Source organism: Paenibacillus sp. NPDC058174 (assembly GCF_042883865.1).
GTDB lineage: Bacteria > Bacillota > Bacilli > Paenibacillales > Paenibacillaceae > Pristimantibacillus.
In genome coordinates, this window is record NZ_JBHVUY010000005.1 from 96,042 (window position 1) to 122,223 (window position 26,182).

20 protein-coding genes and 2 riboswitches are annotated in these 26,182 nt (G+C 50.4%); of the genes, 15 read left to right on the forward strand and 5 right to left on the reverse strand.

The window, feature by feature from the left end:
* The first annotated feature begins 114 nt into the window (after window positions 1-114).
* The 5 genes from ACFVVF_RS22440 to ACFVVF_RS22460 all read left to right on the forward strand — a co-directional run bounded on the left by ACFVVF_RS22440 (window position 115) and on the right by ACFVVF_RS22460 (window position 5,838).
* The gene (locus tag ACFVVF_RS22440; protein WP_387814451.1) at window positions 115-1,398 is read left to right on the forward strand and encodes an ABC transporter substrate-binding protein; all 1,284 of its coding nucleotides are present in this window, start codon (window positions 115-117) and stop codon (window positions 1,396-1,398) included.
* Window positions 1,399-1,486: 88 nt separating this feature from the next.
* Window positions 1,487-2,356, forward strand: coding sequence for a carbohydrate ABC transporter permease (locus ACFVVF_RS22445; RefSeq protein ID WP_387814453.1), 870 nt, complete (start codon window positions 1,487-1,489; stop codon window positions 2,354-2,356).
* Window positions 2,357-2,396: 40 nt separating this feature from the next.
* Window positions 2,397-3,242: a carbohydrate ABC transporter permease gene (locus ACFVVF_RS22450; RefSeq protein ID WP_387814455.1), complete on the forward strand. Its 846-nt coding sequence runs from the start codon at window positions 2,397-2,399 to the stop codon at window positions 3,240-3,242.
* Window positions 3,243-3,313: 71 nt separating this feature from the next.
* Complete coding sequence (locus tag ACFVVF_RS22455) at window positions 3,314-4,135, forward strand: PIG-L deacetylase family protein (protein ID WP_387814457.1); 822 nt, start codon at window positions 3,314-3,316, stop codon at window positions 4,133-4,135.
* A gap of 90 nt (window positions 4,136-4,225) precedes the next feature.
* Window positions 4,226-4,326, forward strand: a riboswitch (purine riboswitch).
* Window positions 4,327-4,452: 126 nt separating this feature from the next.
* The gene (locus ACFVVF_RS22460; protein WP_387814459.1) at window positions 4,453-5,838 is read left to right on the forward strand and encodes an NCS2 family permease; all 1,386 of its coding nucleotides are present in this window, start codon (window positions 4,453-4,455) and stop codon (window positions 5,836-5,838) included.
* A gap of 172 nt (window positions 5,839-6,010) precedes the next feature.
* Here ACFVVF_RS22460 and ACFVVF_RS22465 read toward each other — a convergent pair whose 3' ends face one another.
* Both ACFVVF_RS22465 and ACFVVF_RS22470 read right to left on the reverse strand, forming a co-directional pair.
* A complete protein-coding gene (locus tag ACFVVF_RS22465; RefSeq protein ID WP_387814461.1) occupies window positions 6,011-7,093 on the reverse strand; it encodes a phosphodiester glycosidase family protein in 1,083 nt (360 codons plus the stop codon).
* Entirely contained in the window at window positions 7,090-7,524 is a 435-nt protein-coding gene (locus tag ACFVVF_RS22470) for a hypothetical protein (protein WP_387814462.1), read from the reverse strand. The genes ACFVVF_RS22465 and ACFVVF_RS22470 overlap by 4 nt, the downstream gene beginning before the upstream one ends.
* Before the next feature lie 396 nt (window positions 7,525-7,920).
* Between ACFVVF_RS22470 and msrB the strand changes: the two genes are divergently transcribed.
* The 4 genes from msrB to ACFVVF_RS22490 all read left to right on the forward strand — a co-directional run bounded on the left by msrB (window position 7,921) and on the right by ACFVVF_RS22490 (window position 11,801).
* On the forward strand, window positions 7,921-8,877 hold the full coding sequence (msrB, locus tag ACFVVF_RS22475) for a peptide-methionine (R)-S-oxide reductase MsrB (RefSeq protein WP_387814464.1): 957 nt from the start codon (window positions 7,921-7,923) through the stop codon (window positions 8,875-8,877).
* Between the two features lie 46 nt (window positions 8,878-8,923).
* A complete protein-coding gene (locus tag ACFVVF_RS22480; RefSeq protein WP_387814465.1) occupies window positions 8,924-9,496 on the forward strand; it encodes a nitroreductase family protein in 573 nt (190 codons plus the stop codon).
* A gap of 223 nt (window positions 9,497-9,719) precedes the next feature.
* On the forward strand, window positions 9,720-10,151 hold the full coding sequence (locus ACFVVF_RS22485; RefSeq protein ID WP_387814467.1) for a MarR family winged helix-turn-helix transcriptional regulator: 432 nt from the start codon (window positions 9,720-9,722) through the stop codon (window positions 10,149-10,151).
* Between the two features lie 21 nt (window positions 10,152-10,172).
* A complete protein-coding gene (locus ACFVVF_RS22490) occupies window positions 10,173-11,801 on the forward strand; it encodes an MDR family MFS transporter (RefSeq protein WP_387814469.1) in 1,629 nt (542 codons plus the stop codon).
* A gap of 468 nt (window positions 11,802-12,269) precedes the next feature.
* Here the strand turns inward: ACFVVF_RS22490 and ACFVVF_RS22495 are convergent, their stop codons facing one another.
* From ACFVVF_RS22495 to ACFVVF_RS22505, 3 genes are all read right to left on the reverse strand, one after another.
* Complete coding sequence (locus tag ACFVVF_RS22495; protein ID WP_387814471.1) at window positions 12,270-13,547, reverse strand: glycoside hydrolase family 18 protein; 1,278 nt, start codon at window positions 13,545-13,547, stop codon at window positions 12,270-12,272.
* Between the two features lie 86 nt (window positions 13,548-13,633).
* Complete coding sequence (locus ACFVVF_RS22500; RefSeq protein WP_387814473.1) at window positions 13,634-14,401, reverse strand: response regulator; 768 nt, start codon at window positions 14,399-14,401, stop codon at window positions 13,634-13,636.
* The gene (locus ACFVVF_RS22505) at window positions 14,379-17,336 is read right to left on the reverse strand and encodes a histidine kinase (protein ID WP_387814474.1); all 2,958 of its coding nucleotides are present in this window, start codon (window positions 17,334-17,336) and stop codon (window positions 14,379-14,381) included. Before ACFVVF_RS22505 ends, ACFVVF_RS22500 begins: the two co-directional genes overlap by 23 nt.
* 305 nt (window positions 17,337-17,641) lie before the next feature.
* Here ACFVVF_RS22505 and ACFVVF_RS22510 point away from each other — a divergent pair, with 305 nt between their 5' ends.
* The 6 genes from ACFVVF_RS22510 to purS all read left to right on the forward strand — a co-directional run bounded on the left by ACFVVF_RS22510 (window position 17,642) and on the right by purS (window position 26,182).
* The gene (locus ACFVVF_RS22510) at window positions 17,642-20,986 is read left to right on the forward strand and encodes an S-layer homology domain-containing protein (protein WP_387814476.1); all 3,345 of its coding nucleotides are present in this window, start codon (window positions 17,642-17,644) and stop codon (window positions 20,984-20,986) included.
* 392 nt (window positions 20,987-21,378) lie between these two features.
* Window positions 21,379-21,477: riboswitch (purine riboswitch) on the forward strand.
* A 241-nt stretch (window positions 21,478-21,718) separates the two neighbouring features.
* Window positions 21,719-22,204 carry a 5-(carboxyamino)imidazole ribonucleotide mutase gene (purE, locus tag ACFVVF_RS22515; protein ID WP_188890881.1) on the forward strand — a complete coding sequence of 162 codons (486 nt, stop codon included), beginning with the start codon at window positions 21,719-21,721 and terminating at the stop codon, window positions 22,202-22,204.
* The gene (gene purK, locus ACFVVF_RS22520; RefSeq protein ID WP_387814479.1) at window positions 22,201-23,382 is read left to right on the forward strand and encodes a 5-(carboxyamino)imidazole ribonucleotide synthase; all 1,182 of its coding nucleotides are present in this window, start codon (window positions 22,201-22,203) and stop codon (window positions 23,380-23,382) included. Before purE ends, purK begins: the two co-directional genes overlap by 4 nt.
* Before the next feature lie 7 nt (window positions 23,383-23,389).
* A complete protein-coding gene (gene purB, locus ACFVVF_RS22525; protein WP_188890883.1) occupies window positions 23,390-24,685 on the forward strand; it encodes an adenylosuccinate lyase in 1,296 nt (431 codons plus the stop codon).
* Between the two features lie 32 nt (window positions 24,686-24,717).
* The gene (locus ACFVVF_RS22530) at window positions 24,718-25,605 is read left to right on the forward strand and encodes a phosphoribosylaminoimidazolesuccinocarboxamide synthase (RefSeq protein WP_387814481.1); all 888 of its coding nucleotides are present in this window, start codon (window positions 24,718-24,720) and stop codon (window positions 25,603-25,605) included.
* 334 nt (window positions 25,606-25,939) lie between these two features.
* Window positions 25,940-26,182 carry a phosphoribosylformylglycinamidine synthase subunit PurS gene (gene purS, locus ACFVVF_RS22535; RefSeq protein WP_042167190.1) on the forward strand — a complete coding sequence of 81 codons (243 nt, stop codon included), beginning with the start codon at window positions 25,940-25,942 and terminating at the stop codon, window positions 26,180-26,182.

The window sequence follows — 26,182 nt, forward strand, 5'->3', positions numbered from 1 at the left end:
TTAATTAATAAAGTTAATTAATTATAATAATGGTTGGTTCCCGGCAAGAGCATCACAGCATTAGGCGCTCTCCGGGTTTCAATAGATGAATGAACAATAAAGGAGAGCTGAGCGATGAAGAAGACGGGGAGCAAGGCAACAACGGTCTTATTGGTGCTTGTGGCGGTTATGGTGTTCATGGCGGGGTGCGGAGGCGGCAGCAATGCCGGAGAGAAAAACAAGGGAGAGAACAAAGGCAAAGACAAAGAGATTACGCTGCGCGTAGCGACAAGCTTCGCGGGTTCGGACCCTTGGGTGCCGGCGTGGACGAATGCGCTTCAGCAGTTCAAAGACAAGCATCCGAATGTGAAAATCGTGGATGAATCGACACCGGTCAACAATGAAGCGCTCCGGACGAAAGTAAAAGCGGATGCGGCGACGGGCAACCTGGCGGACGTCATGTTTTACTTCAATGGCAGCGAGACTGCGATCTTAACGGAATCCGGCGATATCATATCGTGGGAGGATGAGCTGGCTAAGGACGCGGATTGGGCGGAGCAATTTAACAGCGGCATTATGGACAAGGTTAAATACAACGGCAAATTGTATGCGCTTCCTTACATCGGCTTTTATGAGGGGCTGTTCTGGAACAAAACCCTGTTCGACAAGTATCAGCTGGAAGCGCCGGCAACCTACGACGCATTTATGAAAGCAGTAGATACGTTTGCGGCGAATGATATTATTCCTTTCGCGACGTCGCTCACGACCCCTTATTTGCAGGAAGCGCTTGTGCTCTCTCAAGTAGGGCCGGAGGGCCAGCAAAAGGCGTATGATGCTTCCTGGGCGCCAGCACTGAATATCTTCCGCGAGCTTAGCGAGAAGAAGGCGTTCCCGAAAGATGCGCTGACGCTGGATGACGAGAAAGCGCAGGCTTTATTCTCCGGAGGCAAGGCGGCGATGATGTTCAACGGTTCTTGGACGGCTGCCGGCAACAGCAAGATTGAAGGGATTGAAATTTTGCCGTTTCCTCTTGTTCCTGGCGGCAAAGGCGAGAATATGATCGTATCGGGCTTCGGCTCCGGCTGGTATATGAAGAACAACAAGGATCAAGACAAATATGCAATGTCGCTGGAGTTCATTAAGTTCATCACCTCCCCCGACGTTGCGGGCAAATTCGCTGAAATCGGCGGCACGTATGCGGTACAGGCGACGGCGACGAATGCAACGGCTAAGCTGTTGACCGACGGCAATGCGATGGTCGCTGCGGCTAAGGACTTTGTGATGCCGATCGACTCTTACGTGACGCGGGAATCGTATACGGAATTCACCAAAGGGCTGGCGTACCTTTCCGGCGGCAAGAAGACAGCTGAGGAAGTGCTGGCAGAAGCGAAGAAGTTGAACGATAAAGCGACCAAATAGGCTGCGCCCCGCGATCCGCTCCGGTACGTTCTCGCAACAGACGTGCCGGGGCAGTCATGAGGAACGATAGAAAGGGAGGCGTTCAGCCGTGATTTTCCAAGATAAAAGATATATCGTACTGTTTCTGGCGCCAACGATGCTGCTGCTGGCTATATTTCTGCTGTACCCTTTGGGGCAGTCGGTCTATTACAGCTTCACAGACTGGTACAATTTCTCGAATACGAAGCATTTCAACGGTTTGGCCAACTACCGGCAATTGATTGAGGATCCGGTTATTGGCATTGCGTTCAAAAATACGTTTATTCTCGTTGCCGGCGCGATCCTGCTTCAAGCGGGCGGCGGGCTTGTGCTTGCATTGCTGACAGACAGCATCAAGCGCGGCTTTAAGTTTTTCCGTACGGTGTTCTTTTTCCCGATTGTCATTTCCGGTACGGCCATCGGCTTGATGTTCTCTCTGATCTATAACTACGACTATGGCTTGCTGAATGCGCTTGTGCGGGCCTTCGGCTGGGGTGAGCAGGTGTGGCTGACGGAGAAGAGCGCGATCTATCTCGTTCTCATTCCGATTCTTTGGCAGTATGTCGGCTTTTACTTTGTTATTTTTCTGACGGGCATGTCCAAAATTCCAGAGGAAATATACGAGTCCGCTACGCTCGACGGCATTACCGGCTACCGCCGCTCGATCTATATTACGATTCCGCTATTGCGGGACGTCATCGCTTCCTGCTTGACGCTGGCGACGGCCGGGGCGCTGAAGGTATTCGACGTCGTCTATATCGTGACAAAGGGCGGACCGCTTAATTCGAGCGAGCTGCTCAGCACCTATATGTATACGAAAGCGTTCAACGGGCAAAACGCCGGTTATGCGAGTACGATCGTCATTGCCATGATGGTGCTGGGGATTGTGATTACTGTAGCGCTCAATCGGCTCGTGAAAAAAGAGGCTGCCGGCTACTAATGAAGCCAACAAGCAGTCTGCTTGAGAAGGAGATACGGATATGGTGAATAAGGGGCTTCGGCCAGGCGCAGCGAAGCTGATGGTGTATGCGCTTCTCGTATTGTGGGCGTGTACGACGATCTTGCCACTGCTGTGGGTGCTGCTCAACAGCTTCAAAACGTCGGATGAAATTTTAATGCAGTCCTTTGCGCTGCCTCATCAATTTAATTTTACGAATTATTGGAAGCTGGGCGAATACGGCAATATCAATATCGTTAAAGGCTTCTTCAACAGTCTGATCATATCGGGATCTGTCGTGCTGGGCGTAGCGCTGTTCGGCGGATTGGCCGCTTTCATATTAGCGAGATTCAAGTTTGGGCTTAAGCCGTACTTTAATTATTTATTTGTCATCTGTATGCTGCTGCCGCAATTCGCGGTCATTATCCCGAACTTCGTCATTATCGAGAAGCTTGGACTGAACGGCACGTACTTATCGGTCATTTTGCCCCAAATTGCCGGCAATCTCAGCTTCGCGATTATGATGATGACCGGCTTTATGGCTTCCTTGCCGGGAGAGCTGGAGGAGGCAGCAGTCATGGACGGAGCGGCAATTTGGAAAATCTTCTATTGCATCACGCTGCCGCTGTCGCTGCCGATCTTCGCGACGGTGTCGATCATGGTCTTCCTATGGTCGTACAACGAGCTGCTGCTGCCGCTCGTCTACTTGCCGGTTCGCGATATGCAGCCGATCTCGGTGCTGCTGTCGCTCGTATCGAATGCTTACGGTACGGATTACGGGGCGATGATGGCGGCGATCGCGATCTCGATTTTGCCGCTGCTTGTGCTTTATATTTTCTCCCAGGAAACGGTAATTAAAGGGTTGACGGCTGGCGCGGTGAAAGGTTAAGAGAAGCTCAAAAGAATTAGAAATTCTACAAGACATTACAATAAACGATGCACAATGAGGAGACACGAACCATGACAAAACCTATTAACGTAATTATTATTGCGGCTCATCCTGATGAAGCGGAGATTTATGCGGGAGGGACGTCGGCGCTGTTCGCAGAGCTGGGCCACCGGGTGAAGTTCGTCTCGCTGACGAATGGCGATTGCGGCCATTATGCGATCAGCGGGCAAGAGCTGGTAGATCGCAGGGCGGCGGAGGCTGTGGAGGCGGCGAAACGGCTTGGGGTGCTGGCCTACAGCATTTTGCCCATCTCAGATGGCAGGCTGACGACGGGATTTGAGGTGCGGGAGGAGGTCATCCGGCAAATTCGTGACTGGCAGGCAGATATCGTCATTACCTTCCATCCCGAAGGGACCGGACATGTCGACAACCGGAATGCAGGGAGACTGGTGCGCGACGCTGCCGATTTCATAGCGAAGGTGCCGAATACGGTGCCGGATACGCCGCCGCTCGACAGCTCGCCGCTATTTCTTCTAATGCCGGATTACGGCAAACGTGCGTTTTATACGGCCGATATTGTCATCGACATTGAAACGGTGCTGGAGAAAAAGCTGCTGAGCTGCGATGCCCACGCATCCCAGTTCTATGAATTCGCGCCTTGGCAGCGGGGCTTGCTGGATCAGGTTCCGCAAGGCTGGGAGGCGAGGCGGTCATATATTCTGGAGCACTGGAGCAGCTTTCTGGACGTGTCGCCGGAGATGACTGCGACTTTAGAACGAGAATATGGCGCACATGCAGCCAAGGTCCGATATGCTGAACCGTTCGAAATTGCGGATTATGGCAGAAGGCCTGCCGATGATGAATTGCGGGCCTTATTGCCAATGCTTGGTTAAAACCGAATATTGCAAGTGATTGTGTGGGTAACGTTCGTGAAATCTATTGACAAAAGGAATCGTTGATCTTTAGAATAAGAGACGGCAAACATATAACTTTATAACTCTTTTCGTATAATCTCAAGAATTGGCTTGAGAGTCTCTACTCGATCACCGTAAATGATCAGGCTACGAAAGGCGAGGGAAAGTCCGTCGGTCCACGGAATACTTTTCCGCGTTTTGCAGAGCCTAGGAGATGAGATTTGCGGTAGTCCGCATGTCCCAATTCCTAGGCTCTTTGTACTGCTTGCACACATTTTTGGGGGGTTATGTTAATAATGGAACGTTTCTTTAAGCTAAAGGAACACGGTTCTAACATCAGAACGGAAATTATGGCCGGTCTGACGACATTTATGACGATGGCTTATATTCTGGCCGTCAACCCGATTATTCTGACGCCAGCCGGCTTGGATTGGACAGCGGTATTCCTGGCAACGGCTTTGTCAGCGGGTATTTTCTCCATCGCAATGGGCTTGTTCGTGAACTTCCCGGTGGCGCTTGCGCCTGGGATGGGGCTTAACGCGTATTTTGCATCGGTCATCATTTCATCAGCGGCAACGAACAAGCCGATCTCGATTGAAATGGGTCTGACTGCCGTCTTCATTTCCGGTATTATCTTCATTATTCTGACGCTGACGCAAATCCGCCAGATGATGATTACAGCGGTACCGGACAGTCTGAAACATGCGATTACGGTAGGTATCGGCTTGTTTATCGCGATTATCGGTCTGAAAGGCAGCGGCCTGATGACGATTGCGGCAACGACTTTCCGCGATGTGCAAGAGGGTGCCTACACAGATTTGGCTGGCGCGGAAACGGTTATTCACTTGGGACATCTTGCTTCGCCTGATGTGTACATGACGATTGTTGGTCTCGTTCTGATCGCAGTTCTGATGGTGCTGCGCGTGCCGGGTGCAATTTTGTTCGGTATTGTCGGCACAACAATTATTTCCTTGCTTACGGGTCAAACCAATGTGAAAGAAACGCTGACAGGCAAAACATGGGTTCCTGACTTCAGTAAATTGAATTTCGTTCATTTTGATTTTGCAGGCGTTATCGAAGTAGGTCTTGTAACGGTCATCCTGACCTTCACGTTCGTTGAGCTGTTCGATACGTTCGGAACGCTTGTTGGTACGGCAAACCGTGCCGGCCTGATGAAAAATCAGGAAGAAGGCAAAAAACGCGTCGGCAAAGCGATGTTCGTCGATGCAATCGGCGTAAGCGGCGGCGCAATGCTGGGTACGAGTACGGTAACGGCATTCGTAGAAAGCTCCGCAGGCGTGGCGCAAGGCGGCCGGACAGGCCTGACGTCGGTTACGACGGGTCTTTGCTTCCTGATCGCGATCTTCGTAGCACCGGTCATTGCACTCGTTCCGGGTTCGGCAACGAATGCTGCATTGATCATCGTAGGCGTACTCATGATGCAATCGATCAAAGAGATCGACTTCTCGGATATGGTCTATGCAATTCCTTCGTTCTTGACGCTCGCTCTGATGCCTTTCACTTACAACATTGCGAACGGCATTTCGTTCGGCGTAGTCACTTACGTATTGCTTGCAACAGTTGCTAATGTAACGGGCAAAGGCAAATACAAAGTTCACTGGCTCATGTGGATTATTGCTCTGCTCGTACTTGGACGTTTCATTTTCCTCGGCGGAGAATAAGCGAAGCTACAGGCTAGAATTGAATAGGCTGGAGGCGGACTGGACCGGCGCCCCGGCAATAGAAAGAAGCGGCACCCAAGGGCAATGTCATTAAGGTTAGTTAACTTAATGGCATTGGCTCAAAGGGCGCCGCTTCTTTGTTTTATACGGAAATGTATAAGTCCGTACCTATTTATTTGAAAAATAGAAAGTTGGTCGGCAGCTTGCGAAGCTGGCCGTCGGAAGGCTTGTTAATGATCCGTCCATTCCAGACGAGAGAGGAGGAGCCCCCTCCGTCCAGATTGTAGCCGTCTACTGCGCCGTAACGTTGCAGCAGAATTTGAAGCTCGGCCAGCGTAGCGCCTGAGCTGCCGCCCTCATTGCGCCCGTCCACGACGAGAACAAGCAATTGATCGTCCTTGTAGTTGGCAATGACGGTACGCGGAGCCCGGGCGGGGCTGGACTGCCATTTCGGCGGAATTGTCGTCGACATGCCGTTTTTCAGCAGGACGGGGACGAAGGAAGCTCCGAACTTGACGTTTTTGTTGTCAAGCTCCTGACGGTTCGTGAACTTGCCGCCAACGAGCTTATTGCTCTCATTCAAACCGACGAAGAAGAGATCGGAGTAGGAGGGCTCGAATCCGTCTACATATTCACCGTCCAGTATCGTTGTGCTGAGCGGATAGCGCTTGCCGCCGCCATCGGCGAATCCCCCTGCATTAACACCCGCAAAGGCTCCTGTCCGTTTGACGGCTTCCAGCGTCGTCTCGGCACCGCCGTACCGGTCGCCTCCAAGCGCCATCTGCATAGCGTCTCCCGTCTTCAGCTTTAGCTTCAGCGCATAGGCATTGAAATAATCGGCCTGTATGTAGAACAGCTGCGCTCTTAGTTTGCTTGTATCGATGGTGCCGGAAGGCGAGCCAAGCTTGGAGGTAATGATGCGGTCATAAATCTCAAAAGGCCGTTTGGCTTGCGTGGTCGCCTTATTGACGATTTGCTTCATTTCTTCGTTCGTCTGATTGTACAGCTTGATTTGCTTTTTGATCGATTGGCTCGTCTCAGAAGCAGTCTCCTGGGCTTTGCTCAGTCCCTCTGCCGCTTTGGAGGCAGGCTTGGGAGCCTGCTCTTCAGTTGCGCTTGATTCCAGCTTGGGAAAAGCGCCTTCGCCCATGACGACGGCTACATCCGAGAACAACAGCCATACCAGCATGCCTAGAAAAGGTGTACAGGCAAGCAGCAGCGTACGGTTCAAATAGCGGACACTGTTGCTGCTCATTTCAGCACATCCAAGCTTTTTTGCAGTTCATTCAGCTTCTTCTTCACTTCATTTAACTGGCTATACAGCTTATTGCTATTATCTGTTTTGACATCAGCATTGTCTTTTGTAAAGGTAAGCAGCTCATTAAGCGCGTCGACTTTCCCTTCCAGATTGGCGAGGTCCTCTTTGTAGCTGGCTTCCAGCTTGTCCAAGCGCTCCTCGTATTGCTTCTGCATATCGGCGATTTGCGAAGCGGTCTGGCGTTCCAGGTCGGCGGCTACTTGCTGCTGAATATGATCGCTGTAAAGCTTGGCGCCGGCGATGCCGATTAGAATCAGCATGAGCCAGACCATTATAAATAAGAAGAAATACTTTTTGCTTCTCCGGTTCCGGGGCGATCGTTCGTAAATCGAGGATGCCGCCGATTCCAGCGGTGCATGACTTGTCATTGTTAGCGTTCACCTCTTCTGTGGCGTAATTGATTAGGAAGATGGGAAGTGAACGAACTGCGTTCAACCAATAGCTATACAATAAAACGGTCGAATGATGGCGAATGTTGCGGGTGTCACTACATTGTAACAAAGAAAAGCGCCCAGGTTTGCCCAGCAGTTTGTGGGATTGACTAGATGCGTTATAATAAGAGTCAACAGAGCTTGAAGGATGAGCTCATGAAGCAGGTTTTGCTTCCGTAAAAACGGGGTATATGCTTGCTTAGGCGCTTCCGTAAAAACGGAGCGCAGGTGTATAACGAAGCATACGCTTACGGGCCTAGTATGCCTCGTGAAAATAGTAATGGGCTTACGAAGTAAGTTTTGCTTCGAAAAACTTTTAGGAGGGTTCGATAAATGAGTCAGCAAGTGGAGCAAGCGATGTTTGCAGGAGGCTGCTTCTGGTGCATGGTGCAGCCGTTTGAGGAGACGCCGGGCATTTTGTCTGTTGTATCCGGCTATAGCGGAGGCCATAAGGAAAATCCGACTTACGAAGAGGTTTGCTCGGAGACGACAGGCCACGCGGAAGTCGTTCATATTACGTTTGACCCGCAAGTATTCTCTTATGAGAAGCTGCTGAACGTTTATTGGCGCCAGACCGATCCTACTGATGCGGGCGGACAATTCCATGACCGGGGCGATTCGTACCGGCCGGCTATCTTTTACTATACAGAAGAGCAACGGATACAAGCAGAGGCTTCCAAAGCGGAGCTTCAGGCGAGCGGACGCTTTGACCGCCCGATCGTAACTGCGATTGAGCCTGCGAAACCTTTTTATCCGGCAGAGGACTATCATCAGGGCTATCATCATACGAATAAGCTTCGTTATAAAATGTATCGCAAAGGCTCGGGACGCGATGCTTTTATCGAGCATAACTGGACGGCCAACAAGGACAAAGAAGCGCTGAAAAGCCGTCTGACACCGCTGCAATATGAAGTGACGCAAAATAATGCGACGGAGCGCGCTTTCACCGGCGAGTTCTGGGATCACAAGGAAGAAGGGCTGTACGTCGATATCGTCTCTGGCGAGCCTCTGTTCAGCTCCCGCGAGAAATACGATTCCGGCTGCGGCTGGCCGAGCTTTACGAAGCCTTTGAAAGAAGCGGCAATAAAGGAACTGACGGATACGAGCCATTTCATGGTCCGTACGGAAGTTCGCAGTACAGAGGGAGACTCGCACTTGGGGCATGTGTTCAATGACGGTCCAGGCCCGAACGGGCTTCGCTATTGCATTAACTCTGCGTCGCTGCGTTTTATTCCTCGCGCGGATCTGGAGAAAGAAGGATATGGGGAGTACGCTAACTGGTTCAATTAAGGTTGGTTCTACTATGAAATAGGTGAATAAGGGAGAGGTTGAAATCGTGAATTTAGAAGAAGCTATCCGCACCAGAAGATCGATTGGGCGACTGAAGAAGGACCCGGTTGATCGGGCTCTGCTAGAGAAAATACTGGAAGCCGCAACTTGGGCTCCAAGCCACTTCAATACCCAGCCTTGGAAATTCATCGTGATGACTGGCGAAGGAAGAGCGAAGCTGGGCGAGGGCTATGCCCGCGTCGCACTCGCATCCCTGGATACGGGGATCGGCGCAGCGCTGGAAGAGCGTCTGGAGAAGGAGCGTGCGAAGGCATTCCGCAGCCCTGTCGTAATCGCTGCTGTATGCTCGCCGTCTGACGATCCGCGGGCCACGCTGGCTGAAGAGATCGCGGCTTCCCATGCGGCTGTTCAGAACCTGTTGCTGTCCGCACATGCTAACGGTCTTGCTGGTGTATGGCGCTCCGGAGATCCGATGTATCATCCGCTGATGAAGGATACGTTCGGACTGGATGCCGAGGAGCAGCTTGTCGGTTTAATCTACCTCGGATATGCCGATATGACGCCTCCAGACGGCAAAAGAACGCCGGCTTCCGAGAAAACAGTATGGATTGACGCTTAAAACGGCGCGATAACGAGCTTTATCAAGATAAAAGCCTTTTGCAAGGTCATATGCCGACGACAGACGTCTGCAGCCTTGCGGAAGGCTTTTTTTGTCAATTGACTGCTTTATGAAATAGATATATAGTAGTAAATACTTTGCTGTTAATTGTTTTAGTTCTAAAGTAATTCGCCCGAGCGTAAATGATAAATTAGGCTCCTGCAATTGGAAAGGGGGGATTGGAATGGACAGAAGCGCTGAGCTGATTGCATTCTCAGGGCAGTTCCGCAGTGTGCTTCGTTCCATTAATCAAGAGTGGAATAAACGAATGACACATAACTTATCCTATACGCAGTTCAAAATGATGTTCCGTCTTCATTTGGAAGGCAAGCTCAAAGTCTCTGAGCTGGCGGAGTCAATGGGACTTACATCCGGCGCTATTACCGGCGTAGCCGACAAGCTTGTAGCTGAAGATTACGTTATGCGCGAGCGTGCAACCGATGACCGGCGAGTTGTTTACATTGAAATTACGCCAAAGGGCAAATTAATGATTGAAGAGCTGCTCGATTCGCAAAGAGAGACGATTTTATCGCTGTTTACCCGTTTGCCTGATGAAGACATTCAGCATTTGAAGCGCATTTTTGCGCAGCTGATTGCGAATATAGAGAAATTATAATCATAAGGAGAAAAGACAATCATGGAGCACTTATCAAGCAAGCGCAAGTTAACCATTATGATCGCCATCATGGTCGCGATGTTCTTCGCAGCCATTAACCAGACGATCGTAAGTACAGCAATGCCGCGCATCATTGCGATTTTGGATGGGATGGAGCTGTATACCTGGACGATTACAATTTACATGCTGACCTCGACAATTGCTACCGTACTGGTCGGCAAGCTGTCCGATATTTACGGAAGGAAGCCGTTCCTGCTCGTCGGTATATTATTGTTCGTTATCGGCGCTTTCACTTCGGGCCTCGCGACTGACGTTTATCAGTTCATTACGTTCCGCGGCATTCAAGGCGTTGGTGCCGGTATTATTATGGCGACTGCCTTTACCGCAGTAGGCGATTTGTTCCCGCCGCGCGAGCGCGGCAAATGGACCGGTCTGATGACCGCAGTATTCGGGTTCTCCAGCGTTATTGGACCAACTCTCGGCGGTTACATTATCGACCACCTTGCTTGGCACTGGGTATTCTGGATCTTCCTGCCGCTGGGCGTTGTCGCTTTTGCGATGATCCTGTTCCTGTTCCCGAAAACGGCTCACAAAAAAGGCGAATCGATCGATTACCTTGGTTCGTTGTTCCTGACGACAACTATCGTACCGCTTCTGCTCGCTTTCACTTGGGCAGGCTCCAAATACGAATGGGCTTCGACAGAAATTCTCGGTCTGTTCGGTATTACACTCGTTTCGTTAATCATTTTCCTGCTGATCGAAAGATCGGCGAGAAACCCGGTTCTACCGCTTAATATGTTCCGAAACAAAACCGTTACACTGTCTAACGTAATCGGCTTTATTATGAACTTCGGCATGATGGGCGCGCTCATCTACCTGTCATTCTTCGTACAAGGCGTATTGGCGATCTCGCCGACACATGCCGGCTATGTTACGATGCCGATGTCGATCGGTATGGTTATTACGAGTGCAATCGGCGGCTCGCTGATCAGCAAGACAGGCAAATACAAACGTTTTGCGTTGATCGGCATGCCGATCATGCTTGCGGGCATGGTTATCATGGTATTTATGAATAGCGTCTGGATGGCTGTTCTGGCGATGATTGTTTTCGGCTTAGGACTTGGTCTTGGTATGCCGGTCTTCTCGCTGACGATCCAAAACGCAGTACCGCATAAAGAGCTGGGCGCTGCTACAGCGACAATGCAATTGTTCCGTAACCTTGGCGGTACGATTGGTATCGCGGTAATGGGTACGGTACTGGCTTCAAGCTTGAAGCATAACTTGACCGATCTGGCGAAAACCGGACACGGCGCAGATTTGTCGAAGCTTGATCCGGCTGTTGCGGAGAAATTCGCGAAGTTCGCGAACCCGCAAATGCTGACGGACCAGCCGGCGCTGAAAAGCACGATGGAAAGCTTGCCAGCTGACATTCAGCCTATTTTCCAAAAGGTTATTGACATGCTGCGCGATGCGCTTAGCTCCTCGTTGTCGACTGTGTTCCTGACAGGCGCACTTATTCTGGTCGTTGCGGTTGTACTGACATTCTTCATCAAAGAAATTCCGCTTCGCACAACGAACAAAGCTCCTGAAGAGGGGAAAGCCGAAGGCGACAACCTTGTGAACGGCAAGCTTGCGAGCCAAGGCGAGTAAGGGGCAGAGAGGCAAGAAGGTTAGGTTATTTAGAAAAAACGAACCCGGTAGCTATCATCGAATGCGATGATGGCTGCCGGGTTTTGTGCTGTCTGGCGGTGGGGAATTGATGAGCGCCATGCTGCTGCGAAAAGAATTTCGCTATTAAGTCGTCTGTTTTCTCTAAATGGAGTGAATTTCGTTCAATCGGCGGCCATTTTGCGATATAAGGCAAGTTTTTTCTCAGTTCGGAAATCAGATGCCGCTGATATGAACTTATCGACCTTAATAAGGAGAACCCGTCATTTTGGACGAAAATAAGGGAAGAGGACGACATGACTAGGAAAAAACCTGCCGATTGGCGGGCTGCAGCTATTTAGAGAACATAGAACATAGAACATAGAACATAGACCAGCGTGAAATCAACAGCTGACAAGAGGCGATGCAAAGTTGGGCTGCAGGATGGAGAAGTAATTCCCTTGCCATGCGCTACAGCAGCTTCTTAATCCGGAAGTTTTCCTTAAGCACGTACCAGTTTTGCGGAAACGGCACGCCGAGCACCCAGTAGCTGACACCTCGGAGGTTGAACAGCTTCACGATGTTTAATTTGGCTTGCACGCTGCGGGCGTCCTCGTACCAGACCACATGCTCATGACCTTGCTCATCATAGTAGTGATAATATGGCGATTGCGATTCGGGATCGTAATGAATTTCTGCGCCATACTTCGCGGCTTGTGCAACTGCTTCCTGCGGACTGATAGACGGCGCCCACTTATTGCCTTTGGCGTAGGGCAATGTCCAGTCATAGCCGTAAAGCGGCATGCCCATAACGATTTTGTCCGCTGGAATGACGGACAATGCATATTGCAGCACTTTGACGACCTCGTTCAGCGGGGCAACCGCGAGCGGCGGCCCGCCGGACCAGCCCCATTCATAAGTCATCAGAATGACGAAATCAACGATGCGTCCATGTGCAGCGTAATCATGGGCTTCGTACAGCGTTCCTTGCTGATCTGCCGTCAGCTTGGGGGCAAGCGCAGTAGAGACGAGATAGCCATACGGATGAAGCGTATAGACGAGACGCTGCAAAAAACGGTTGTACAGCTCCCGTTCCGCTGGCGCAACATATTCAAAATCGACATGGAGCGCCATATAGCCTTTATATCGCATCGTACCTATAATATTGGCTACAAGCTGGTTTTGAACCGCCTGATTCGTAAGCACGGCGTGGGCGATGGCAGTACTGAAATTGTCTTCTTCGAAGTTGGTAATGACCATCATTGGTGCTGCTTTTTGTCCATATGCGGCTTGTATAACGGCAGTATCGTCCAATGCGCTCAAGGATCCGTCAGGCTGAACGCGATAGCTGAAGGGACTTATGTAGGTGAGATAGGGGGCGATTTCATTCGTTATGGCGACGCCCTGTTCACCGAATTTCTCCGTGTAGGCGTTCACTTCAATGACCGGCTTGACCGGTTGAGGAATACGGATGATCTGACCGGGGTAGATAAGGGCGGGATTGCTTAACCCGTTTACGATAGCAAGCTCCTGCAGCGTTGCTCCATATCGCTGAGAGATGGACCATAGCGTCTCACCAGGCAATACTGTATGGCTGCCGGCGCTCGTCGGAATGATGAGCGCCTGGCCGATGACGAGTCTGTTCGGGTTCTCCAACCCGTTCACCCCGGCAAGAGCCTCAACGCTCACTCCGTATTGTCTAGCGAGCTGCCAGACGGATTCTCCTCTTCTTACGGTATGTATTTGCACCCGCCGATACCTCCCGACTTGTCAATCTACTATTACTCTATTCGGCGGGTGTGCATAATTTAACCATTATTTCGTCGTCGTTTGCTTTAGTTCGTCTCCAGCCGGTATGCCCATAAATATCCTTTGGATTCCAGCAGCTGCGCATCCGGACGCTCCTTCGGCTCTAAGATGACACTGTTGTTGGCATTCATCATGTACCCGTCGTTTATACGGTCGATGACGATGGGCACATTCAGCTCCATGAATAATTGCCGCATGCGGTAAATTGTGTTGTACAGGTTAGGGAGAGCGCGGTTTTCGTCGACATTCGGCCATAGATCATCAATGATCCGCCACTTTAAGCACAGCTTATTGTCATGCAGCAGAAAATAGTAGAACAGCTCCTCTGTTATACGAGTAGGCCATTTCACAAGCTGCTCGCTCTTCTTGGCGTAAGCCTCCCCATACAGCTGAACTTCAAGCTCCTTCTTGAGGGGAGGCTTCTCTTTCTTGCCGTAATATTTCTGAAGGCGCTCATCGAGCTGCTTCACCGTATTTGGAGTCATCGGCTTCAAGAGATAATCGAGCGCTTGTACACGGAAGGCTTGAACAGCATATTGCTGATGGGCCGTTGTAAATATAATTGGCACATCAATGCCGCTCTCCACTAAGCTTTGGGCAAGCTGAAGCCCTGTCATTCTCGGCATTTCGATATCGAGCAGCAGCGCATCTACATTTAGCCGCGGGATTTCCTGCAGCGCCTCGAACGGTGATTCGAAACGGCCCACAATTTCAAAGGGACCGTAGGTTTCAAGCAATCTGGCATGCAGACCCAGTATCGGTTTTTCATCCTCAACGAGAATGACTTTCCACATCGTCTAGTCCCTCCTTAACAGGTATCGTAATTTGAATGGTGGTTCCTTTGTCCGGCAAGGAGTCGATTTCCAGACTGCCTTGGGTAAGATCAGCCACGCGCCGGCGCACATTCGTAAATCCGATTCCGACGTTGGCAGTTTCTCCTTCCAGCAATTGAGCGCGGCGTTCCGCTGTCATGCCTACGCCATCATCAGTGACTCGCATATGCAGGAGAGAATCGCGGGCGCTGATTGATACCTGCACATGTCCCGGGCCTTCTTTGTCGAATAGGCCGTGGCGAATGGCGTTCTCGACCAAAGGCTGCAGAAGCAGGCTTGGAATCCGAATGTTCTCGGTGTCGATAAGCGGGTCGATGTCATAGGCGAACGTCAGCCGCTCCCCGAATCTGGCTTTCTCCACCTCGACATAAGCCTCAATGATTTCAAGCTCCTTCTGCAGCGTTGAGAATTGTCCGTCCCGGCTCGTTTCGAAGATATAGCGGAGGAAGGAACTGAGCATCGTCAGCAGGTAAGCAGCGCGTTCGCCATCCGTATAGCAGAAGGAAATGATGTTGCTTAACGCATTATACAGAAAGTGCGGTTTAATCTGAGTTTGCAAAAACGCCATCTCATATTTGATCGCTTTCTGCATCGATTGCTTCGTCTGTTCGGCAGCGTTCAGCCTCGCCATTAACGTCTCTTTCGAGAATGGCTTAATGATGTAATCGTTAGCGCCTGAGGCAAAGATTGCCTCAATATGTCTTGGATATTCCGATGAGATCATCATCATAACTGGAAGCTCCATTAGAGAGGACTGCTTGCGGATTTTCTGAAGCAATTCAAGACTGTTCATGCTGCCCGGAATAATGTCGTCGATCATGATCATCGCGATATCCGGATGATTGCTGTAATAGTCCAGCGCTTCTTGCGCCGTATAAGCAACTCGTACTTGGTAAGTATCGCTCAATATGCCCCGCATCACTTCTCCGTGCATGACATCGTCGTCTACTATGAGAAGCGTCTGAAGCTCACGCTCTTCAGCGGATGCGGCAGCTTGTACACTGTAGACGTGTTCCGTAACGGTATCCGGCTCCTTGCACTCGCTGAAAGTCAATTTGAGAGTGAAGGTGATGGCGTTCTCCACACGTTTATATTGAATGCTTCCATTCATTTGTTGAGCGAGCTCCGCTGTCATCATTAATCTTGAAGAGAGCTGCCGCTCTCCGCCTGCGCTGATAGAGTTGCGGTTTGTCGTCACATGAAGCAGGATGTCCCCTCCGGCCATGACTGCTTCAATCGTCAGGCTGTCTTCCGCCGTATCGTGAGCAACCTCGGTCATCATGCGCAGAAGCACTTGTGCCAGAGCCTGCTCATCTGCCCATACGTAAAGCTGCTTCGATATTTTTTCGTTGATATGAATCTTTTTCTTCGCCAACGTAAGCTGCATCAGTTGAAGAACATGATGCATGACCATCCGGAGATTGGTGGACTTGAGCTGAATGGCGTAATCGTCAAATCGGATGCGGGTAAAATCATTCAAATCTCTCAGTACATACACCATGTTGCCAATAAGCTGCTCGGCTAAGTACAGCTGCTCCCCCTGCTTACGGTGATTGCGCTCCCGTACAATCGATTTAATCAAGTGGATGGCGTCATGCAAAGGCTTCTGCAAATCTTGCGTAGCGACCTTCAAGAAATCATCCTTCGTATCGTTCGCCTTCTGCAGCCGGCTGGTTAACTGCTCCGATTCCTCCGTCCGGTTCATAAGACGGATGCCGAGAAACACGTTCATCACCAATACGCTTCCGATCAAGCCAATTCGGTTCCAGCTGTTGCGGCCGGAGAAGAACAAATTGTCCGACGAGCTGCTTATTGCGAATAGGGCGAGAAACAGCAGCATCATGATAAGAATAACGGCTTCGTTTCTGCGTATGGAAATCCGATTTTTAACCGTTAAATAACCTATGCGAGCGATAAAGATGACAAATAATCCATCCATATAGTAATAAAACAGATATTGCATACCCGACAAGGTTCTTGCCGGGAGAATGGCATTTAATGCTGCGTAGAGGAGGAGCGGAAGCAAAAGCAGAAGCAGCGTCCGCTGCTTCATGGCCGAAGGAATTATTTTGGCAATAAAGACTAGCAGTAAGCTGGAGATCAAGTATGTACTGGCATCCTGCAAGCGAAAGTAAAGCTCGAAAGGAAATGACGGAAATTCACGTATGAGCAGCCGCTCTCCGCGGAGAGCGATAACGAGTGCCAGTATTAGAAAATATAGTCCGCTGTATAAGAAGGCCTCGTCCTTCGTCCGCAGCAAATAGATCGTTAAGTGGTACATTCCGAATAACAGCAAGCATAGGACGGCAGCCCATTCCAGGGAAAGATCCCGCTGCACGTCTTGTTTGATAGCCTCGGCATCTCCGATGTCGATTGGAAGCACGATTCCGCCTCTTACATTGTAGAAGTTGGAGGCATGGATGGTAATAACAATCTGCCGGTTCTCCGGTCTGAAGTACGCCTCATAGGAAGGATTGCTTGGAACCGTATCCTGTTTGGTGACGGCAGTCTTTCCGATTTCCGCAATGATTTGGCCGTCGACATAGATCGTATGAGCGGACCAGATGTTCCGAACGCGAAGACCGACGTCTGACCAATCAGCAGGCAGATACACAGTGAGCTGGTAGGTGCCCCATTGCGTATTTGGCGTCCATGGCCCGGGAACCGGCACATGCTCCGCTTTTTTCGATAGTTCTGCCGGAGAGGTGAATGAGCTGCTGGTAAATTTCCAGTCGCCGGCTAACGATGCGAAAGGAGAATCAGACAATCCCCGCAAATCGAGTACGCCGTCCACCGCTTTGATATGGACGGAGCTTGTATCCTCATCGCTAAAAATCATATAGAGAATGGCGATTAAAGCGCATGCCACGCCCAAACAGCCGATCCATTTCTTCATATGTAGTCACACCCCTATATTTACTACTATACGTGAAAAATCTCTCAAAAAACTACCAATTTCCGCACCATGCGCCAAGCAGGCGCGCGAGATACGGGCGGGCATGTCGAATAAAGAAGAATTTGAGAGATTTTTGAGAGAAGCCTCTGCTATGTTGGAACTAACATCTTCAATAGTTTGGAGGGGTGTGGGGTTTCGCAAGGTGCTTAACGCTTAATTTGGGTAGTTCTATCGGCAGATGTCATTAGCTGTTGAGGAATGAGACGCAAGACTTTGTTGTTAATCTTACAGAATGGGTGGATCAGATGAAGAAGAAAATGTTTGCAATGGCAATGGCTTTCCTGTTGCTGGTTACAAATGCATCAATGACGTACGCACTGTCGCCAGTAGCCGAGGTGTACTATAATCTCGGTGAAAGTACAAAAACTTATGATACGAATATGCTTGAAGGCTTCTTAAATGATGCGGTCAAAGCCAAGCTGGCAGCAGCGGGCGTCAATCCTAAGTATGTATCGATTATGGACGCAAGTGCAGATCCGGCATCTGTATCGGACTCACACGTACATTCCGGCTACGACAGCTGGTACATTAATAATGGATGGACAATTACTCCGTCCGTTGAAACGGCGGATTACAATCACGTTCAAGTGTCCAATAACGGCAAAACGCTGACTTTCTATGGTTACACCCAGCCGGCCTATAAGGACTTCATGCTGACGAGCGGAACGCCTTCCGGCAAGAAGATTATTACCTTCGATATGGATGAGTCCAAAGTGGATTATCACAGTATGGAAGGCGGCGGCTTTCTTTTTAATACACAGATCGATGGAGCGGGCAAATTAAGCGGCTACGCTATTCTATATGTACAAGGCGCTATCAAGGTTTACAGCATAAACGGCGTGGACGCAGCGGCTTTGCACAACGAGACAGGAAGAACTTTAGCCTCGATCCCAGGCGTTACGCCAATCGGAAACTATCCGAAGGGTACTTCTACTCATCATACAATTAAAATTAATGTAACAGAAACGAAATTGAATATGTGGGATAACGGAGAGCAGCTCATTAAGGACCTCACACTTCCAGCGGCTTACGGCAATGAATTTGGTCCAATTGTCAGCTATACAAGCCATAGCTGCGAGATCATCTCGATTTTTGCTTTTGACAATATGAAATTGTTCTCCACGTCAACCAAGACTTTAGACAAAGCCGTTGACGATATTGTATGGGATACGCATGCGCCATTGCGCTATGTCGTAAACATTAGCGATGACCCGCAATCGAGCCTGGATGGAGGTCCAAACCAGTCCAAGCTGAAAGACACATTGAATAACAACGGCGCACAATATGTAGGTGTTACAGCTTCGGTCTATTCGGAAACGAACCAAAACTTTATCGATGAGCTTATCAATGGCGGCAAGCATGTAGATTCCGGCCAAGATATTCCTGATATTATTGATGAAATAGCCGAGCGTGTTGCGAACCAGATCATTTCGGACTATAAGGAAGCCATTCTGGCTATTGAAAAGGCAGAAGACAACACAGATATTGAATTTAGTACGGGCGATTATAAAAATTCCGTAAAAAATAATATTACATTTAAGCAAGACGAAGATGTAACTACCATCTGGTCCTCCGATCAGCCTTCCATCATCGCACCGGACGGAACGGTTACTAGACCGGTTACTTCACAGCCTGGCGTCTATGTGAACCTGAAGGCGACGATTATTAAAGACGGGCTTACAAGCGAGAAAGTATTTACCGTTTATGTAGCTGCAGCAGCTCCAGGTCCCTTGACCACTCTGTCGGCTGTTTCAGAGGACGGACAAGTGACACTGAAATTTCCGGCTCTTACTGATGCTGAGGACGGAGATATCGTAGTTGAACAGTCTGCAGACGGTACCAGCTTTACACCAATTCTTCCGCAAGAGATTTTGAACAGCATTTCAAAGAGCGCTACAATTGGCGGTTTAACAAACGGTGAAAAATACTTCTTCCGTCTGGTAGTCAAATCGGGATTCTATAAAGGAACATCCAATGTAGTCCAAATCTCGCCAGCCGAGAAGCTGACCGCTCTGACAGCAACTAGGGGCAGCAGCAAAGCGACCCTGACGTTCCCGGCTTTAACCGGAGCGACGAATATCGTAGTTGAACAGTCTACGGACGGCGTGAACTTCACGCCTGCGACAACGACTGAAACGCTGGATGAGACTTCGACGAGCGCGACTGTAGCGGAATTGACGAACGGCACAACCTACTATTTCCGCTTGTCTATTGAGTCGGGCAAATATGCGGGTGTATCCAATGTCGTTACGGTTACGCCTTCTGTACCTTATACACCGCCAACACCTGAAATTGAGCAGCCAATGAATACGAAGGTGACGGTGTCCGATGGCGGTAAAACCGTTCAGGACAAAATCACGAAGCTTGTTGGAGAAAACCTGAAGGTATCGGGTAAAATCAAGTCTGCCAACGGTCAAGAAGTGAATGTGCCAAACATTGTAATGAATGCAGACGGCAGCTTTACGCTTCCGAAAGTTGCTGCGGGCGAGTACAAGCTTGTATTGAACGTAATTGCGCCAAATGGTGAAAAACTGGCTGGTCCTACAGGCAAGCTTGTTGTTGACAGCAATGGAAATGCAAGCTTGACGGTCGACCTGGTCGATCCGTACGGCACGATTCTTGATACGATAACGAATGAGCCTATTGCTGGCGTTAATATGAAATTGTACTGGGCGGATACCGAACTGAACCGCTCCAAAGGCAGAACCCCTGGAACGCTTGTTAATCTGCCGGAGCTGCCGGATTTCGCACCTAACAAAAACCACAACCCGCAGATCAGCTCGGAAAAAGGTGAATACGGCTGGATGGTATACGCCAATGCCGATTACTACTTCTTGGGCGAGAAGGACGGTTATGTTGTATTCGACAGCCGCAACGATAAGCGCGAAGAGAAATTTGGAGATGACAGCTTTATTAAGGGCGGAGTCATTCATGTCGGCGAAACGATCGTGAAGTTCAGCTTCTCGGCGGATCCGAAAGTGAAGGCTTCCGGTACTCATAATCCGTACATGATCGGTTATCCGGACGGAACGTTCAAGCCGGACCGCGGCATTGTCCGTGCGGAAATTGCTACGATCCTGAGCCGTTTGTACAAGCCATCCACGAACTCTAAGAAACTATCGTTTACGGATGTGGACTCCAAATACTGGGGAGCGGATGCAATCGCAATCGCGACGAATAACAAATGGATGGTAGGCACCGGCAAAAATACGTTTGAGCCAACCAAACAAATTACACGTGCAGAATTTGCGCAATTGCTGACGAACCTGTATAAATGGGACGTTGAGAAAGAAAGCAGCTACACAGATCTCTCCGGACACTGGGCGGAGAAAGCCATTGCAACGGTTGAGAAGCAGGGCTTGCTGTTTGACTTTACGGATAAGACATTCAATCCGAACAAGCCGATTACGAGACTAGAGGTTGTCCGGATCTTTAACCGCCTGCATGAACGCAAACCATGGCATGTTGAAGTTGACGCGAAATGGTCTGACGTTCCGGCAAGCCATGCATACTATTCGGATATTATGGAAGCTTCGGTTCAGCATCCGTTCGAGCAATTCGAGACGGGAATCGAGAGCTGGAAGAAATAAAATAAGTTGTTGAAAAAGCAGCGATCGCATTCGGCAATGTCATTAAGTTAAGCAACTAATGACATTGCCGTTGCCGGTCGCTTTTTTTCACAGCAGTGTTTACGGATCAGCCCTTAGCCGACAATAAAGCTATCCGGACTTTGGTGGAATTTATAAGCTGCAAGCAAGCGAATGGCAGAATGGCAGGGGATTGGAATTATCTTCCTATGTACACAGCGGATTACAAGTTAATATGCTGCTTCTTTTGGCGGACAGCCTGTATATTTTGATACATCTTGACACAAAAACGAACTTTCTTAATTTGAATGCACAGAAATGTTCGTATTTTATTCTTAATTCATTGACAGCTATGGAGGGATTGGATAAACTAGAATAGGTCAAGGCGGAACATTCCGCCGCAATAGTCGAACACTCGTATATCCTCGGGATTTGGCCCGAAAGTTTCTACCCGAAAACCATATTTTCGGACTACGAGCACGCTGAAACAATTGAACGGGTTGCCCTTCCATAGGGCAGCCTTCTGCTGTCTTTGCGTTATCGCATTAGCGAAGTAAAGCCAATTGTTGCCAGCAACCGCATCGAATCGCCTTTTCATTTAGAAAAGGCGTATACGATGCTCCGCTCGGGTCCGGTTAAGCAATCGTGTATATTCTACGGCTGCAAGCCGGACTTTTGTGCGTTTAGGGCCAAGTGCCGGGAATATCAAATTATAAATGAAGGAAGGTTTAGCGCATGTCTGCGAAGGTTGGCGTTATCATGGGCAGCAAGTCCGATTGGGACACAATGAAATTAGCTTGCGACGTGTTGGAAGAACTGCAGGTTCCATATGAGAAAAAGGTAGTCTCCGCACACCGTACCCCGGATTTAATGTTTGAGTACGCAGAAACAGCCGCTGAACGCGGGTTAAAGGTCATTATTGCAGGAGCAGGCGGCGCGGCTCATCTTCCAGGGATGGTAGCGGCCAAAACGCTGCTGCCGGTCATCGGAGTGCCCGTCAAGTCATCGAACTTGAACGGGCTGGATTCGCTTCTCTCGATCGTGCAAATGCCAGGCGGCATTCCGGTAGCGACGGTTGCAATCGGCAACGCCGGGGGCACGAATGCCGGATTGCTGGCGGCGCAAATGCTGGGCGCTTTTGATCCCGAGCTGCTGGCGCGTGTTGAAGCGCGGCGCGCACGCATTCAGCAGGAAGTGCTGGAAAGCAGTGAAACGCTATGACAATAGAAGCAGACAAGCGCATGAACGCTGAACGGACGATTGCGCCGGGCAGCACGATTGGCATCTTGGGCGGCGGACAGCTTGGCCGGATGATGGCGCTGGCGGGCAGCGCGATGGGCTACCGGTTCGTGGCGCTTGATCCGACCCCGGACGGGCCTTGCGGTCAAGTGTCGGAGCAGATCGTAGCCGCTTACGATGACCGCGAGGCCGCTAGAGAGCTGGCGAAGCGTGCGGACGTCATTACTTACGAGTTCGAGAACGTAGATGCAGGCGTAGCAGCGATGCTCATGGCTGAATCGTACGTGCCGCAAGGCAGCGAGCTGCTCTACACGACGCAGCACCGCTTGCGGGAGAAGCGGGCGATCGAAGCGGCAGGCGTGCAAGTAGCTCCATACAGCGAGATTCGCAGTGCAGAGGAGCTGAGAGCGGCTGCAGAACGATTCGGTCTGCCTTGCGTGTTGAAGACCGCTACGGGCGGATATGACGGCAAAGGGCAATGGGTTATTCGCAGCTTTGAGGAGATTGATGAAGCTTATGAGACGCTGAACCGCAGCGGCGCGGAGCTCGTGCTGGAGCAATTCATCCGGTTCGAGAAGGAATTGTCCGTTATCGCGGCGCGAAGCCCTCAGGGGGAGATTAAGGCATTCCCTGCGGCGGAAAATATTCATATCGACAACATTCTGCATCTGTCCATCGTGCCTGCCCGTATTTCTAATGAAGTTCAGCGGGAAGCCGAAAAGCTGGCGATGCGGATTGCTGAAGGGCTTGGCGTTGTAGGTCTGATCGCCGTCGAGCTGTTCCTGACGACAGACGGCGAGCTTTACGTCAACGAGCTGGCGCCTAGGCCGCATAACAGCGGACATTATACGATGGAGGCCTGCCGTACTTCGCAATTCGAGCAGCATGTGCGGGCGGTATGCAACTTGCCGCTTGGCGATACCTCATTATTGACACCTGTTGTGATGGTCAATGTGCTAGGTCAGCATGTCGAGCCGCTTCTAGCCCGCGTACAAGAGCACGATGATGCAGCGGAACGTTTGAACGTAGCACCTAAGCTTCACTTATATGGAAAGAAAGACGCGGTGCATAAGCGGAAGATGGGCCATATGAACGTATTGGCCGACAACGTGGAAGCAGCGCTGCAATGGATAGAAGAGACTACAATTTGGAAGGTGTGACCCGTACATGTTAGAGCGTTACAGCAGACCGGAAATGAGAGCGATTTGGACGGAGCAGAACAAATTTCAAGCTTGGCTTGAGGTGGAATTATGCTCTTGCGAGGCGTGGGCCGAGCTTGGTGTTATCCCGAAGGAAGATGTAGAAGCGCTGCGCAAATCGGCAAGCTTTAACATTGACCGCATTTACGAAATTGAGCAGGACACTCGTCATGACGTTATCGCCTTTACGCGCGCTGTATCCGAAACAGTTGGTCCTGAGCGCAAATGGGTGCACTACGGCTTGACTTCGACAGACGTCGTCGACACAGCGACTGGCTACTTGCTGCTGCAAGCCAATGCCATTCTGAAAAAAGACATCGAGCGCTTTATCGGCATTCTCCGCGAGAAAGCGATTCAATATAAAGATACGCCAATGATGGGACGTACACACGGCGTTCATGCAGAGCCAACGACTTTTGGTCTGAAAATGGCGCTCTGGTACGAGGAAATGAAGCGCAACCTAGAGCGCTTTGAGCATGCGGCAAACGGCGTGCAGTTCGGTAAAATCTCCGGCGCTGTCGGCACTTATGCCAACATCGATCCTTTCGTTGAAGAATTCGTATGCAACAAGCTTGGCATTACGGCTGCCCCGATCTCCACGCAAACGCTGCAGCGTGACCGCCATGCCGAATATATGGCTACGCTGGCGCTGGTTGCGACTTCGCTTGATAAATTCGCAACTGAGATTCGCGCCCTGCAAAAATCGGAATTCCGCGAGGTTGAAGAGCCGTTTGCAAAAGGCCAAAAGGGCTCCTCGGCAATGCCGCATAAACGCAACCCGATCGGCTGCGAGAACATCTCCGGCTTGTCCCGTGTTATCCGCGGCCATATGCTGACAGCTTACGAGAACGTACCTCTATGGCATGAGCGCGATATCAGCCACTCGTCCGCAGAACGCGTTATTTTGCCGGATGCAACGATGCTGCTTAACTACATGCTGAACCGTCTGGGCAACATCATCGGCAACCTGACTGTATTCCCGGAAAATATGAAACGCAACATGCAGCGCACGTTTGGCGTACCGTTCTCCGGCCGCGTCATGACGAAGCTGATCGACAAAGGCCTCAGCCGTGAGCAAGCGTACGATACGGTTCAACCGCGTGCGATGCAAGCCTGGGAAGAGCAGCGCCAATTCCGCGACATTATCGAGTCGACGCCGGAAATTACAGGCCTGCTGTCCTCGGAAGAAATCGATGATGCTTTCAATCCTTCGTGGCACCTGAAGCATGTCGATACGATTTTCACACGTCTTGGATTGAACTAAGCCTGGATTGAACGAAGGGGGATAAGAGGAGAATGACTGCGCAATCGCAAGCATTGTCTACCGCTGCGGAGTATGTAAAAGCGCCGCTGCTCTATAAAGGAAAGGTACGCGAGCTGTACGATCTCGGCGAGCATTATCTGATCGTCGTCACCGACCGCATCTCCGCATTCGACTATGTGCTGGACCCGGCTGTGCCGGAGAAGGGCAATGTGCTGAACCGTCTGTCGGCATTCTGGTTCGAGCAGACCGCTTCGATTCAGCCAAACCATGTCATTCATACGGACGTGGAAAAGCTGGGGGATCTCGTTAGCGAGCCTGAGCTGCTGAGAAACCGCATTATGGTGACTCGCAAAGCAGAGCGGATCGATATTGAATGTGTTGTCCGGGGCTATATCACTGGCGGAGGTTGGAGACAATACCAGCAAACGCAAGCGATCAACGGCATCGCGCTTCCGGCCGGCATGCGCAAAAACGAACGTTTTGCACAGCCGATCTTCACGCCGGCAGCGAAAAACGACGTTGGCCATGACGAAGATATTCCGTTCGAACGGATGCAGGAAATGGTAGGCGCCGAGCTCGCTGAAGAGCTTCGCGACCGCAGCATCAAGCTATATGAATTTGCTCATGCGTATTGCGCAGAGCGCGGCATCATTCTCGCCGACTGCAAATTCGAATTCGGACTTGTGGACGGCAAAGTCATTCTGATCGACGAAATCTTTACCCCGGATGCATCGCGTTTCTGGGCCGAGGGCAACTATGCGCTCGATATCGAAATCGACAGCATGGACAAGGAACCGGTTCGCACTTATCTTCTCGGCTCCGACTGGGATCGCGACAGCAAACCAGCTCCGCTGCCGCAATCGGTCGTAGATGAAACAACGAATCGTTACCTAGACATCTACCGTCGTCTAACGGAATAAGACGGTTCAAAAAGCTTGAAAGCTGGCTTTATGAACTTTGATCATATAAAAAACGTGCACCGGCCGCGGACAAAGCGGCCGGGCCACCCTTTCTTCACCGACCACCCGAGATGTTTTTAGAACAAATCGCTGTGAGCGAATTGAAGCGGGGGTGTCCGATCTGAAAGCCGAAAGGCGTTCGCTTTTGAACAATTGAAAAATTTCCACGATCCTGTGGAATCAGAATTTTTCAATGTTCAACGCGATGAAGACGGACACCCGCGCGGAAAGAGCGGGCATCAGCCGATTTCTTCTAACTACCATCTCGGAAAACTCACATTTCCAGGAGGCCACAATGAAAGCAATCGTCTACGTTACCATTAAAGAAAATGTATTGGACCCGCAAGGAACAGCCGTTCAAGGCGCACTGCACACGATGGGCTTTGGCGATGTCGGCAAAGTGCGCATCGGCAAATATTTGGAGCTGACGCTTGATACGACGGACCGTGCACAAGCGGAAGAGCAAGTTAAAGCGATGTGCGAGAAGCTGCTCGCGAACACGGTCGTAGAAGATTACCGTTTCGAACTGGAGGGTTAA